General features: G+C 33.5%; 14 protein-coding genes. 1 reads left to right on the forward strand and 13 read right to left on the reverse strand.

The window, feature by feature from the left end; all coding sequences use genetic code 11:
* Positions 1-87 precede the first annotated feature (87 nt).
* The 12 genes from AAFU52_RS01005 to AAFU52_RS01060 all read right to left on the reverse strand — a co-directional run bounded on the left by AAFU52_RS01005 (position 88) and on the right by AAFU52_RS01060 (position 12,696).
* The gene (locus tag AAFU52_RS01005) at positions 88-1,458 is read right to left on the reverse strand and encodes an MATE family efflux transporter (protein ID WP_438424786.1); all 1,371 of its coding nucleotides are present in this window, start codon (positions 1,456-1,458) and stop codon (positions 88-90) included.
* 239 nt (positions 1,459-1,697) lie between these two features.
* On the reverse strand, positions 1,698-2,246 hold the full coding sequence (locus tag AAFU52_RS01010) for a hypothetical protein (protein ID WP_024772162.1): 549 nt from the start codon (positions 2,244-2,246) through the stop codon (positions 1,698-1,700).
* A gap of 192 nt (positions 2,247-2,438) precedes the next feature.
* The gene (locus tag AAFU52_RS01015; protein ID WP_241461444.1) at positions 2,439-3,794 is read right to left on the reverse strand and encodes a M20/M25/M40 family metallo-hydrolase; all 1,356 of its coding nucleotides are present in this window, start codon (positions 3,792-3,794) and stop codon (positions 2,439-2,441) included.
* Positions 3,795-3,846: 52 nt separating this feature from the next.
* Positions 3,847-4,725: a PPK2 family polyphosphate kinase gene (locus AAFU52_RS01020; protein ID WP_024772160.1), complete on the reverse strand. Its 879-nt coding sequence runs from the start codon at positions 4,723-4,725 to the stop codon at positions 3,847-3,849.
* A 135-nt stretch (positions 4,726-4,860) separates the two neighbouring features.
* Positions 4,861-5,382 (reverse strand): hypothetical protein, encoded by a 522-nt coding sequence (locus tag AAFU52_RS01025; RefSeq protein ID WP_438424791.1) that lies wholly within the window; start codon positions 5,380-5,382, stop codon positions 4,861-4,863.
* A gap of 116 nt (positions 5,383-5,498) precedes the next feature.
* Positions 5,499-6,662, reverse strand: coding sequence for a sigma-54-dependent transcriptional regulator (locus AAFU52_RS01030; protein ID WP_438424793.1), 1,164 nt, complete (start codon positions 6,660-6,662; stop codon positions 5,499-5,501).
* Positions 6,662-7,558 carry a hypothetical protein gene (locus AAFU52_RS01035; protein ID WP_024772157.1) on the reverse strand — a complete coding sequence of 299 codons (897 nt, stop codon included), beginning with the start codon at positions 7,556-7,558 and terminating at the stop codon, positions 6,662-6,664. The genes AAFU52_RS01030 and AAFU52_RS01035 overlap by 1 nt, the downstream gene beginning before the upstream one ends.
* Before the next feature lie 39 nt (positions 7,559-7,597).
* Entirely contained in the window at positions 7,598-8,485 is an 888-nt protein-coding gene (locus tag AAFU52_RS01040; protein ID WP_438424794.1) for a mechanosensitive ion channel family protein, read from the reverse strand.
* 4 nt (positions 8,486-8,489) lie between these two features.
* Positions 8,490-9,788 (reverse strand): ABC transporter permease, encoded by a 1,299-nt coding sequence (locus AAFU52_RS01045; RefSeq protein ID WP_024772155.1) that lies wholly within the window; start codon positions 9,786-9,788, stop codon positions 8,490-8,492.
* Complete coding sequence (locus AAFU52_RS01050; RefSeq protein WP_024772154.1) at positions 9,781-10,710, reverse strand: ABC transporter ATP-binding protein; 930 nt, start codon at positions 10,708-10,710, stop codon at positions 9,781-9,783. The genes AAFU52_RS01045 and AAFU52_RS01050 overlap by 8 nt, the downstream gene beginning before the upstream one ends.
* A 321-nt stretch (positions 10,711-11,031) precedes the next feature.
* Entirely contained in the window at positions 11,032-12,144 is a 1,113-nt protein-coding gene (gene dnaJ / locus AAFU52_RS01055; RefSeq protein ID WP_438424795.1) for a molecular chaperone DnaJ, read from the reverse strand.
* A 6-nt stretch (positions 12,145-12,150) separates the two neighbouring features.
* Positions 12,151-12,696 (reverse strand): nucleotide exchange factor GrpE, encoded by a 546-nt coding sequence (locus AAFU52_RS01060; protein WP_024772152.1) that lies wholly within the window; start codon positions 12,694-12,696, stop codon positions 12,151-12,153.
* Between the two features lie 161 nt (positions 12,697-12,857).
* Here AAFU52_RS01060 and AAFU52_RS01065 point away from each other — a divergent pair, with 161 nt between their 5' ends.
* A complete protein-coding gene (locus AAFU52_RS01065; RefSeq protein ID WP_438424797.1) occupies positions 12,858-13,529 on the forward strand; it encodes a YceI family protein in 672 nt (223 codons plus the stop codon).
* A 59-nt stretch (positions 13,530-13,588) separates the two neighbouring features.
* Here AAFU52_RS01065 and AAFU52_RS01070 read toward each other — a convergent pair whose 3' ends face one another.
* A complete protein-coding gene (locus tag AAFU52_RS01070; protein ID WP_438424799.1) occupies positions 13,589-14,506 on the reverse strand; it encodes a TIGR01777 family oxidoreductase in 918 nt (305 codons plus the stop codon).
* Positions 14,507-14,525 lie beyond the last annotated feature (19 nt).

The following is a 14,525-nucleotide window of genomic DNA, read 5'->3' on the forward strand; positions in this document are numbered from 1 at the left end:
AGTATAAAAATGGTATTTGATCTTTATTTTTATTTAAAAAAACAGCTCTAAATCCCTGATTTGCAAGACAAAAAAGAGAGAATAATTTTAATTTTTCTGAATTAAACCTTTGGTCAAAGCATTAAATCTAAGATATAATAGTAATGCAGAAACAGAAAGACCTGCTAGCAATCCAATCCATATTCCAGAGCTTTTATATTCGGTATATAATCCTAAGTAATAACTAATAGGAAATCCTACTACCCAATATGCAATAAATGTAATTAAGGTAGGGATCTTAACATCCTGCAAACCTCTCAAAGCGCCAAGTACTGTAACTTGTATTCCATCAGAAATCTGAAATAATGCTGCGATAATCAATAGTTTTGCTGCAATAGAAATCACCTCGGTATTATCTGCTATATTTTCAACATCATTTACATCCAGATATATTTGTGGTAACAACTCATTAAAGAGAATAAAAAACAAGGCAAAAACAGCTTCTATTAAAAATGTTAGTAAAAATATCGAAATCGCAATTCTTCTTAAATCTCTAAAATGCTGAAGCCCTTTTTGATTACCAACACGTACCATAGCAGCGACACTTAACCCCATAGCTACCATAAAGGTCATAGAAGCCAGATTCAATGCTATTTGATTTGCTGCTTGTGGATTTTTACCTAAAATCCCAGATAGCCATATAGCAGCGGTAAAAATGGCTACTTCAAAAAACATTTGTAATGAAGAAGGAAACCCTAATGCCACTATCTTATTTATCATTCTGCGTTCTAAAGTAAAAAATTTGATATGGGTAACATAAGGTCTAGATTTTTGCTTATTCTTAAGAAAAACCCATAAAAAGATAACCATCACAAATCTTGAAGCTAGTGTCCCGACAGCTGCGCCAACTATTCCCATTTGCGGAAAACCAAATTTTCCAAAAATCAATACGTAATTCAGAACTATATTAACCAGATTCGCAACTAAAGTTGCATACATTGGGTATTTGGTCATAGACAATCCATCTGAGAATTGCTTTAATGCCTGAAAACTCACTAATGGAATCAAAGAAAAAGCGACCAGATCCAGATATGGTATTGCCAGTTCAACCACTTCGGGAGGTTGTTTCATTAGATACATTAATGGCTTTGCAGCCAATATCATTAAAAACAGTACTATTCCTAAAGTGGTACATAAAAATAATCCATGTTTAAACGCTGATTTACCATTTTCAAAATTGTTTTCTCCATCTGCTTCTGCTACCAATGGTGTAATTGCTGTAGAAAACCCAATCCCCAAAGACATGGCAATAAACATAAAACTATTTCCCAGAGATACTGCTGCTAATTCTGCCGTACCCAGCTGTCCCACCATAATATTATCGACTAATCCTACAAAAGTATGCCCCAGCATACCCAGCATTACGGGTGTGGCCAACTTTAGATTATATCGAAATTCTTTGGTGTACTGTTGTAGCATTTTACAATTTTGAAGACGCAAAGGTATTAGAACCGAAATGAACTAAGCAATTCTTATTGTTTATTTAACGTTATTTAGAATTTACATTATTATCACCTGTGTCATTTTCTTATTAAATTTTGGGTAGATAACTATCTTTATAAAGATAATTTATGGCATTACATAAGAACTCATATAGATTTATCTCTTGTATTTTTAATACAGTTGTTATATCAATTTTATTCTAAAACGAGAGCACATTAATCTTCCCTAATTAATGACAACTCATTATCATTTGGTATGCTATATTCATCACAGGTTATCTTTTTATTTGCATATGATTCGGGTGTGATTTCTACCCAATAATCATCTCCAAAGAGATTAAAGAAATACCGATTATCTATATATAACTCAAATACATCTTGTACACTATAATAACCACTATTCTCTATTTTAGAAGTGGTAGTATCATTATGTTGGATAGGTACATATTTATTTTTAAGATAATGAACATAAACTGCATTCTCACAAAAAAGAATATGTTTTGGTTCTCCGCTGCCTCCACCCCAATTAACATCTCCTCCATCTACTTCAAATTCATAAGCATAACTGTGAGTTGCTCCATAATAGTGTTTTGTAAAATATCCAGTCTTATGGGTTGTTTTGTTTGTTTTTTCAACAACTAAACGTTTACCATTGCCTAATAATTTATTTGTCTTATCTACTTGTTTTTCAGTTTCTGAAGTACAAGTACAACATACACCAACAAGGAACACTAAAAACATTACTCTACATACTATATCCTTCATTTTATTCTTTCTGTTTGAATGCAAATGTGAATCAATACACAATGGGCTGGGCGCGCTGTTTTTAGTGAAATATCATGTCAAGTCTTCTTTCTTAAAACACAAAGAGAAATTGTTAAAAACCTAAATCATGCAACATACTGATCACCTCTATATACTATCTACAACATAAGTTCTTTTGATGTATTGTAAAAACTACTTTATGCCATACTTATCAAAAAGATACATTAAGCTAGTCATTGTGGCAGCGCCTAGTTCGAGTTCTCTCCTATTAACGGCATCAAAAGTATCGTTCTTAGCGTGGTGATAATCAAAGTAGCGTTGTGAATCTGGTCGTAATCCTGCGAGTACAATTCCCTCTTTTTTAAGTGGACCTATATCGGCGCCGCTTCCACCTTGAGTGAAAGAATGTATAAGATAGGGCTCAAAAAGGGGTTTCCAGCCTTGTACCTGGGCAAAATTAGCATCATTGCAATCAAATGAAAAACCTCTGGGAGTAAATCCTCCTGAATCGCTTTCCAGAGCAAAGACATGGTTTTCTCCTTTATTTTTAGCTACCTCTGCATATTTTCTACCTCCGCGTAATCCATTCTCTTCATTCATAAATAATACTACTCGAATAGATCGTTTAGGTTTATATCCTATTTCTTTAAATAATCGAAGTACTTCCATAGATTGTACTATTCCTGCTCCATCATCATGAGAACCGTCTCCCAGATCCCAAGAATCTAAATGTCCACCGACTACCATATATTCTTTAGGAAATTCGCTTCCTGTAATTTCGCCAATTACATTATATGATTGTACATCTTTCCATGTACGGCAGTTCATATTAACATGAAATTTAATTTTTGGGTTTAATGTTAACATAGAGCTTAACAAGTCTGCTCCATTAGTACTTATTGCGGCGGCAGGAATCTTATCCATATCTCCAAGTTTGCCGTAGCTCATTGCTCCTGTATGTGGGAAATCGTCTAATCTAAGATTCATAGAACGTACAATTACTCCTACAGCACCAAATTTAGCAGCTTCTGCTGCTCCAGAATATCGTTGATCTACACATCCACCATATGCTCTAAATGTTTCTATAAGATCTGCTTGCATAGGCCTGTTAAAAAACACTATTTTTCCTTCAATCTGAGCAGTACCCATTTCTTTAAGTTCTTCTAACCCTTTAACTTCTATAATACGGGCTTTAATACCACCTATTGGTGTTGGTACAGAACCTCCTAATGCACAAATTGGCACATTAGTCGTTACGCCTGGTTCTGTTTCGATATAAGCAAATTCTGTTACACCGCGAGTCCATTTTGGTACCATTACTGGTTGTAACCATACTTTATCCAAGCCTAACTCTTTTAACTCTTTTTCACCCCACTCTACAGCTAGTTGTGCATTTACAGAACCCGAAAGTCTTCCTCCAATCTGGTTGGAAAGATAATCGAGCCATGCATAACTTTTTCCATTAAGGAGTGAGGTATCGTATATTTTTTTTAATGTAGTAACATCTTCTTTTGCTTCATTTTGCGCAAAACTACTAATTGATAACATTGCAAAAATGATGGGGATTATAGTTCTTACCATAGTTTTATCTTAAACCTTTTTATTCGTTCTCTAATTCTTGTTTATACAAATCCAGATTGGCTTTTGTTTTGTTGTCTAATTCTGGCTCTTGTATATCGTCATATTCTTTTAATGTAGTATATAAAGTTTTTGCTACAATATATCTTGCTACGGGCTTATTATCTGCAGGAATTACATACCATGGGGCATGAGGCAAAGAAGTTCTATTTATGGCATCCTGATAACAATTCTGATATTGGTCCCAAAGTTTGCGCTCTTTTAAATCTCCTGCAGAAAACTTCCAGTTTTTTTCTTTTTTCTCTAGCCTGCGAAGTAATCTATTCTTTTGCTCTTCTTTTGATAAATGCAAATAGAATTTATAAATCAAAGTACCGTTTTCGGCAATGTGTTTTTCAAAATTTCGAATTTGTTCAAAACGTTTATCCCAAAAAGCATCGTTAATATCCTCAACTGTATTGATATGAGGAATATGTTCTCCCATTATATATTCTGGATGCACTCGTGTTACCAAAACATTTTCATAATGTGTTCTATTGAAGACTCCAAACTTTCCTCGTTGTGGCAAAGCGATATAGTGTCTCCATAAATAATCATGACCTAATTCTAATGCTGTAGGGACCTTAAAACTATGAACGATAATACCGCGAGTATTGAAATCTTTAAATACTTCTCTGATCAAACTATCTTTACCAGAGGTATCCATACCCTGAAGACAAACCAGTACAGCATATTTACCATGTGCATATAAAGTATCCTGAAGCTCTCCTAATTTCTCACGTGTTTCTTCGAGTTCTTTCTCGATTTTTTTTTCGCTTTCATTAAGATCAAAAGTGGTTGGGATTTTAGATAATTCTATGGTATTAGACACCATAAAATCTTCGTGGTTTATCTTCTTCATACTATGATTTGTGTTATCACCCGAAAGATACTAAAGTTTTGGGTTTGTAGGAAAATAGTTTACCAATACACTCTTTTTAATATATTTTTTAACAAAAAAAAGGGCCAATCAGAACATTTGAAAAGGTAAAAAGATTTATCTAGCATAGAAATCATAACTAAATCCAATCATAAAAGTATCATACCTTCGTCCTAGACTCTTAACATTAAGTTCTGCAAAAATATGTACAGGTATAGAAATTTGATGTAATGCTCTTATTTTAATTTGTGCTCCATGGTTAAAGCTTCCTGTTCTAAACCCCAGAAAAGCATCATCTTCAATTGCCTCAAATTCAACCGAATCATTACCTACATACCCTATACCAGCTGTTATTGTAGTAGGATACCAATTAAATAAAATCAAATTTACTCCAATTGCCAATTCATTATATCCTTCATACTCTTCATCGGCACCTATAGCAAATGAACGATTGTATTCTCCCAAAAAAGTAGTGTAACAATTAAAAGCATATTCTATTCTGGCTCCTAATGCTAATTCATTTTCGAGTCCGAAACTTTTTGCAGCTGCAAATCCATAATTGGTTGCTCCTGGATCATATTGAGCAGAAGACATATATGGTATACACAACAACAAAATCAAAAATAAAACTCTTCTCATTATTTAGGGCATATGCAATAATTGGTCGTAATACAAGAAGCATTAATTACAATAATCTTTTTACTAAAAAACACAATCAATCACTATAGACTATGAACTGGAATAAATATTAATACTTATTTAGCTGCAAAAAGTTTTACATCTTCTTCACTTACTTCGTTACCACCAAGAATAATCAGACGCTCAACTACATTGCGTAGCTCTCTGATATTACCTGTCCAATCATATTGCTGTAATTGTTTTATAGCTTTGGCTGAAAATGATTTAGTAGGTGATCCTTGTTCTCCTGATATTTTTTTGGTAAAATACTCTACCAATAAAGGAATATCATCTCTTCTATCATTTAGTGCCGGAACTTTTACCAAAATCACTGCCAATCTATGATATAGATCCTCTCTAAATTTATTTTCTGCTATTTCTTTTTTTAGGTCTTTATTTGTTGCAGCAACTACACGAACATCTACTTTGATATCTCTATCACTACCAACTCTTTGTATTTTATTTTCTTGTAGTGCTCTAAGTACTTTGGCTTGTGCAGAAAGGCTCATATCTCCAATTTCATCAAGAAATATCGTTCCTCCATTAGCAGCTTCAAACTTACCGGCGCGGTCTTTATTGGCTGACGTAAAAGCTCCTTTTACATGCCCAAAAAGTTCACTTTCTATTAACTCTCCAGGTATTGCTGCACAGTTTACCTCTATCATTGGTCCTTTGGAACGATCACTTTTTTGATGAATCCAATGTGCAACTAATTCTTTACCCGTACCATTGGGGCCTGTAATTAAAACTCTTGCATCCGTTGCTGAAACTTTTTCGATTATGTTCTTGATATCAGAAATAGCCTTTGACTCTCCAATCATCTCATAATTTTTGGAGACCTTTTTCTTTAGCATTTTGTTCTCCACGACCAGTTCTTTACGGTCCAAAGCATTGCGTACTGTATTTAGCAAACGGTTAAGATCTGGTGGTTTAGAAATATAATCAAAAGCACCTAACCTCATTGTGTTTACAGCAGTGTCCAGATCCCCATGACCAGAAATCATGACAATAGGAATTTCGGGTTTTATCTTTTTTATAGCTTCTAGCACTTCTACTCCATCCATTTTTGGCATTTTGATATCACAGAGTACAAGATCATAATCATCTGCTTTGATTTTTTCTATACCAGAAAGTCCGTCTTCGGCTTCGAAAACTTCATATTTATTGTTTTCTTCAGATAAAATTTTTACCAGAACCCTACGAATTGCTGCTTCGTCCTCAATTACTAATATTTTTGCCATTATATTTTAAATTTTATTCCGCTACGAAAATAGAATGTATTTTTATCATTGATTGCCAATACATTTTCTTGATTACCATCTCGCAAACGAATTTCATTACTTAATGTATATCCCGCATATGTGTAGAACAATAAGTGTTCCGTAAAATAATATTCATACCCCAATGCTCCCATAACATTAAACATTGATACATTTTCTATTACTTTTGTCTCTCCGTTCTCATTTACATATGCTTTGTTATTTTGCAAATTACCATAAAAACGATCTAACCCCACAAAAGCCTGGAGTGTACTTTTTTCATTAAAAAAATATTTAATATTTGTTTTAGGAGTCCCAATAGCGTACGACCAACTTTGATGAAATCTTTTATAATAATTAATGATAGGAAGCGGAAAATTAAGACTAGCGGGATTAGTATACTGTACTCCTACAATTAAACGAGCCGTTTTTGGTTCTTGTACATTTTTATACGTCTTTACAAAATACAAAGACACTCTATATCTAAAATCATCTCTTTCTACACCAGATCCTTCAAAATTAGATGAAATTCCAACTCCGAATTTAGTGCCAAATCTCCAATTATTTTTCATCTTAAATGTATACCCTAACTCTATAGCTGCAGTATGAAAACTATTTAGGTCTCCCTGATCATCAAATCCCAACTCATCATCTATCTGTATGTTATTAAATCTATATTGTGCACCGATTACCAAGTAAGTTCCTTTATCATCCATTTTAATAGGATAATTAGCCGAAACTCTAAAACGACTATAAATATTATCACTATCGGCTTGTGGGATGTATGTATATTCGATTCTTGCTAAATCAGTACTCTGACAACGTACGCCGTTTAAGCTATATAATAGTATACATATAAAAATCAGGCTCTTTCTCATTTTTGGGGGCGTATGTTATGCTTTCCTATCTGTTTTTCTTCATTCTTTTACCATGGTAACCACACGTTGCGGGAAAGGAATACTAATATTATGTTCTCTAAACAAACGATCTATTTCAAATCGTATCTCACTCTGTGGTACTACCGCTTGAAAACTATCGTTAATACTAAATATTAATTTAAAATTTAATGAACTATCTGCAAAGTCGGTAAATAAAACTAATGGAGCTGGTTCTTTTAAGACATATGTATTAGATAGTGCTGCTTTGGTTAGCAATTCTTTAATCAACTCTGTATCGCTACCATACGCAACACCCACTGTTATAGATTCTCTCGTAACTTTTCCATTTTGAGTCCAGTTATATAGTATGGATGTTAAATATTTATGATTAGGAATAATCAATACTTTATTATCTATGGTTACTGCTCTTGTAGTTCTTAATTTAATTTCTTCTACTCTTCCTACTTTACCATCTAATTCTATAATATCACCCACATGTACTGTTTGATCAATAAAAATAAAAATGCCTGATAAAATATCTTGAAAAAAAGTTTGCAACGCAAGACCAACCCCAACTAATAGTGCCGCAGAAGCAGCAAATATTGCTGTGATATTAAACCCAATACTATCTAATGTAAAAAAGATGACTATGAGATAAACAAAATATTTTGAAAACGAGAATACTGATTCGAATTTTTGTTTGTCTCCTCTATTTAATTTTCTGGTAACAATTCTCTTAAAAAACTTAAGAAAAACAGAAGTAATAACAAGAATAAGAAGTACAAAAAATAACAATCCAACAGTCAATTTAATCTGATGTTCTTCTCCAAAGTGAAAAATTTCATAACTAAAAAAGTCTTGCATGGTATCCCAAATATTTTTAGGAATAACTTCTTTTACTTGTTCTGTAATTTCTTCCTGCATCATAATGTTAATATTTCATCCACTTAAATAGCTCTTTATAACTTGGTTTTTTACCATACATAAGTATTCCTACCCTGTATATTTTTCCTGCCATCCATGTGATAAAGATAATACTTCCTACCAATAGAAGCATAGAGATTAATACTTCCCACCAAGGCACCCCAAAAGGTATACGCATTAGCATAACTATTGGAGAAGTTAAAGGAATCATAGAAAACACTGTAGATACCGTGCCGTGAGGATTTTCTATTACTGAAAAGAATCCAACATAAATCCCCAACATTAACGGCAAAATAATGGGTAACATAAATTGTTGCGAATCGGTTTCGCTATCCACAGCAGCGCCTATAGCAGCATAAATTGAACTGTATAAAAAGTATCCTCCTATAAAATAAATGAAAAAAGACAATACTAGAGTTCCTAGCGGAAGCTTCATGATATCCTGAAGTATTAATTGTATTTCTTGTTGACCATCTTCTTGCATAATCAGCGATTGATCTATACCCGCTGGTTGCGGATCTATACCAAAAACTGAAGATACCACGGCAAGTAACACTCCTCCTAAAATCACCCAGATAAGAAACTGAAGAATCCCTGCAAAAGAAGTTCCCAGAATTTTACCCATCATAAGCTGTAATGGTTTTACAGAAGAAATAATAATCTCTATAATTCGATTAGATTTTTCTTCGATAACAGATCGCATTACCATATTACCATAAATGATAATAAACATCATCAAGAAATATCCTGCTACACCACCAAAAATCATCTTTATATAACTAGACATCTTTGATGTTTTTTCTCCAGAAAAGTTTTCTATCAAAATATTTACTTTAGCTTTTGAGTTCTCTATAACATCCAGATCCAATCCTTTTTCTTTAAAGTTTTGGTTAGTTAATTTACTTGCTATAATTTCTTCAATTCTATTAAGTATTGAAATACTTGGTGCTTCATCTGCATAAAATTGTATTGATTTAGCAAGTTCACTATTGCTACTTTTCTTTGGTACATACAATAGCCCATCGAGTTTTTTGATAACCACAGAGTCTTTTGCATCGTTTAAGGGTAAATCACTATAATCTATGTAGTCTATATCACTAGAATCTTTAAAGTCTGTACTAAACAATCCCGTTTCATCATAGAATGCTACTTTACGAATTTCATCATTGTTCAAAGTTGCGAGCCAGGCAATTAAAGAAATCATACCTACCATGATCAAAGGACTTAAAAAAGTCATCACTACAAAGGTCCTATTACGAACTCGAGCTATAAATTCTCTTTTAATAATTAATTTTAGGTTACTCATTCTCTGTAATGGTTTTAATAAATATCTCGTTAACTCCTGGGATCACTTCATTAAATCTCATTACTTGCCCTTTATCTGATAAGTACTGTAGTAGCTCATTTGAGGATGTATTATTATCCAAAGTTATTTTCATTTTCAATTGATCATCAATTGTTTTAAAATCTGCAGGGGCTACATTAAATTTATCTTGTAATGTAGTATACAAATCAGTATTATTTTCGGTTAAAAGACCTACTTCAAAAGTATTAGATTTATAAGCTCTCTTTATATCGGTAAGTTTACCTTCGAGTATTTTTTTAGACTTATTAATTAGAGCAATATGATCACATAATTCTTCTACACTTTCCATTCGGTGAGTAGAAAATATAACCGTTGCTCCTTCATCCCGTAGTTGTAGAATTTCATCTTTAATGACATTTGCATTTATGGGGTCAAAACCACTAAATGGCTCATCAAAAATCAAAAGTTTAGGTTTATGAAGTACAGTCACAATAAACTGTACTTTTTGTGCCATTCCTTTAGAGAGTTCTTGTATTTTTTTGTTCCACCAATGTGAGATGTCAAATTTATCAAACCAATACTTTAAGCGTTCTTTGGCTTCTGTTTTACTAAGGCCTTTAAGTTGCGCCAGATACAATGCTTGTTCGCCTACCTTCATAGATTTATACAGTCCTCTTTCTTCCGGCAGATAACCAATATCTCTAATATGTTGTGGTTTTAGCAGTTCATTATCCAGATATACACTTCCTTTATCAGGCAAGGTAATTTGATTAATGATTCTAATTAGTGTGGTTTTACCAGCTCCGTTAGGGCCAAGTAATCCAAATATACTTCCTTTAGGTACCTGAATTGATACATCTTGCAATGCAGTAAAGTTTCCAAATTGTTTTGTGGCTTGTTGTACCTCTAAAAGATTAGCCATAGATAGTAAAATATAATTGTAGTTTAATATGAAAGCCGAATGATACGAAAACTTAAAAACTTATGCTAATTATGTTAATGATTAATGTGATAAAATAGCATATAAAATGGTTTCTCTTCTTTTAGCCCGGATTATAAAAGTCGTCTAATCATAAAAACAAAACCCACCCTAAATACAAGTATTAAGGATGGGAAAAAAATTGCTATGAAAAAGAAAAATTATCACTAAATGCGCTAGTGATGTCTCAAATATACGAATTTTTCTTAATCAAACGTTAATAGAATTATAATGATTAGAAGTCGTTCAAATCATCTAATTTAACTACGAAAACATATCTTTTACTTTTTCAAAAAATGACTTATCCCCACTATCAGGGCTGGGTTTAAAGTGATCATCCTTAGCCATTTTTTCAAAAAATTCTCGTTGTTCTTTACTCAAGGCTTTTGGTGTCCACACATTAACATGTACCAAAAGATCGCCTTTCCCGTACCCGTTAAGACTTGGAATTCCTTTTCCTCTCAATCTCAAAATCTTACCACTTTGGACTCCATCTTCTATCTTAATTCTCACTTTACCAGATACAGTATCAATTTCTCTAGATGCTCCTAAAACGGCTTCAGAGAAACTAATATATAAGTCATAATGCAAATTATTTCCTTCTCTTTGCAATTCTAAATGTTCCTGTTCTTCTATAGCTACCAAAAGATCTCCTGCAACCCCATTACCAGGAGCTTCATTACCTTTTCCTGTAACTTTAAGTTGCATCCCATCTTCTACTCCAGCAGGTATTTTTATACTAACTGTTTCTTCTATAGCTTTTAAACCCTGAGCATCTGCGTCGTTAGGCCTATGGTCTATTGTCTGACCAGCTCCCCCACAAGCAGGGCAAGGGGAAGATGTTTGCATTCTTCCTAATATAGTATTAGTGATTCTTGTTACTTGTCCTGCACCGTTACATGTACTACATGTTTTATAAGTGGTTCCTGGTGCTTGAATTTTTCGTTTTACCTTAATTTTCTTTTCAACACCATTGGCAATCTCCTCTAATGTAAGTTTAACACGAATACGAAGATTGCTTCCTTTAGCTCTTCGTTGTCTTCCGCCGCCTCCGCCGCCAAAACCACTAAAGCCTCCAAATCCACCGCCAAAAATATCACCAAACTGACTGAATATGTCATCCATATTCATTCCGCCACCGCCAAATCCGCCACCTTCAAAAGCCTGATGTCCATACTGATCATAACGTGCCTTTTTATCAGGATCGCTCAAAATCTCATATGCCTCTGCTGCTTTTTTAAATTTTTCTTCAGCAGTTTTATCACCGGGGTTTTTATCGGGGTGATATTCTATAGCTTTTTTTCGATACGCTTTTTTTATTTCGGCTCCTGTAGCATTTTTGCTAATGCCTAATATGTCGTAAAAATCTTCCTTCATAATTTCTTATTGACCAGTCACAACTTTTGGAAAACGAATCACTTTATCTCCCAACTTATAACCTTTTTCTATTACGTCTACAATCTTTCCTTTTAGATCATCATTTGGAGCAGGTATTTGGGTAATCGCTTCATGATCATCAGCATTAAAAACATCTCCCGCAGACACTTCTACTTCAGACAAACCTTTACTTTTTAAAGTTTCCTTCAATTTGTTATGAATTAGCTCTACACCTTCAATAACTCCAGTATCTTCTGATTTCTCAATTTCTTTTATTGCTCGATCAAAATCATCTAATACAGGCAACATAGATTGTATAACATCCTGACTTGCAGTTTTAAACAATTCTAAACGCTCTTTAGAGGTTCTTTTTTTATAGTTTTCAAACTCGGCAAAAAGTCTTAAAAACTTATCTTTTTCCTTTCCAAGCTCTTCTTTTAGTACTGCTTCTGCATCTACTACTTCTTCTGTCTCTGTTTCTCCAACAGGAGTATCAAGCACTTCCTCTACTTGATCTTTTACATCTTCAGTGTTTTTATTTTTCTTACTCATGTAACTCGTACCTTTTATACGTTTTCATTTTGAATTAGCAAAAGTACTGCCATTTTTGAATTAATGTCATAATGTCACAGGAATTTTTTAGTATATATTTAAGAGTTATCTTTCTATAAAAAAATAATTTTGACATCATTTTTAACTAAAAACTAATACTTATGAAAATTAGATTTGCCAGCACATTAATTATTACTGCGCTTTTAATAACCGCCTATTCCTGTAAAGGAGAAAAACAGAACGAAACCGAAGCAAGTTCTGCAGAAGAAGTAAAAGAAGCTCCTGTAGAAGCTATCATGTACAATGTTGATGTAGCATCAAGCTCCATAAACTGGACTGGATCAAAACTAACAGGAAAACACTCAGGGACATTAAGTTTGGCTAGTGGTACTTTTGAGGCTAAAGAGGGAACCGTTATGAGTGGCTCTTTTATTATCGATATGACTTCTATTAATGTCACCGATCTTGAAGGTGATGATAAAACTGACTTAGAAGGGCATCTTAAAGGAGAGAAAGAAGGAACAGAAGATCACTTTTTTAATGTTGCTAAATTCCCGAAAGGAGTTTTTGAAGTTACTGGAATTAGTGAAAAAGAAGGAAAAACTTATATCGAAGGTAACCTAACCTTAAAAGATATCAAGAAAAACATTTCATTTCCTGCCACAACCTCTGTTGAAGGTGATGTAATGACATTAAACACTGAAGTTTTTACCATTAACCGTACCGATTGGAGTGTAAATTATGCTTCTAAATCAGTTTTTGGAGATCTGGGAGATAAATTTATTAATGATGAAATTGAAATAAAGATAAGTATAAAAGCAAATAAGTCTTAGAATAGCTTTTTATCTTTTGAAGTAATTACAAACCGGTACTTATGAAAGTATCGGTTTTTTTATCTAGATTCCTCATCAATAAGCACATCTACTGCCGAAGCAATATTGTCAAAATTAAAATTAAACCCTGTGGTAGAAATCCTACTACTACAAACACGCTGGCTAGAAAATAAAAGGCTATGCATTTCTCCTAGAAACAACTTCATCGTTAGTCTTGGCACATTAGGCAAAACTATTTTTTTATTTAATTTCTCTGCTATTGTATTCATTAGCTTTTTATTAGAAACAGGATTAGGTGCTACTGCATTAAAAACTCCTGTTAACTCTTCTTCTATTACAAACATAAATATGCGAGCCAGATCTTGAACATGTATCCAGCTTTGCCATTGTTTCCCGTTTCCGAAAAAAGCTCCCATCCCAAATCGAATAGGTTTTACCATTTTAGGAAAAGCTCCTCCTTTCTCAGATAAAACTAATCCAATACGAAGTAAACTGACTTCGATATCTAATGTTTTGAACTGTATGACAGCATTCTCCCATTGAGTAACTACTTCTCCTAAAAATCCGGTATCACGCTCGGGAGCATCTTCCATATAATAATTCTGAAAAGAATCCGGATATATACCAATAGCACTTGCTGAAACAATATGACGAACCGAATGTTTGATATTTCTTAATGATTCTAAAATAAGAGAAGCAGTACGTGTCCTGCTTTCTAGTATTTCTTTTCTGTAGGAAGATGTCCATCGTTTTGCAACCGTAGCGCCAACAAGATTAACAATCACTTCGACATCATTAAAACAATCGGTATCGATTTCGCCTCTTTTGGGATCCCAAAAGTAGCCTGTATAGTTCGCTTTAGAACTAAGTTTATTTTTACTTGTAGTGAGGTAGTTTACTTCAATTCCAGATTGATGGCACAGGTTAACTATTTCCTGACCTACCAAACCTGTTGCACCAGTAATTAAAACTTTCACATGTTTAAATTTTAGTAAT

It is taken from the genome of Aquimarina macrocephali, from assembly GCF_051627225.1.
Classification (GTDB): domain Bacteria; phylum Bacteroidota; class Bacteroidia; order Flavobacteriales; family Flavobacteriaceae; genus Aquimarina; species Aquimarina macrocephali.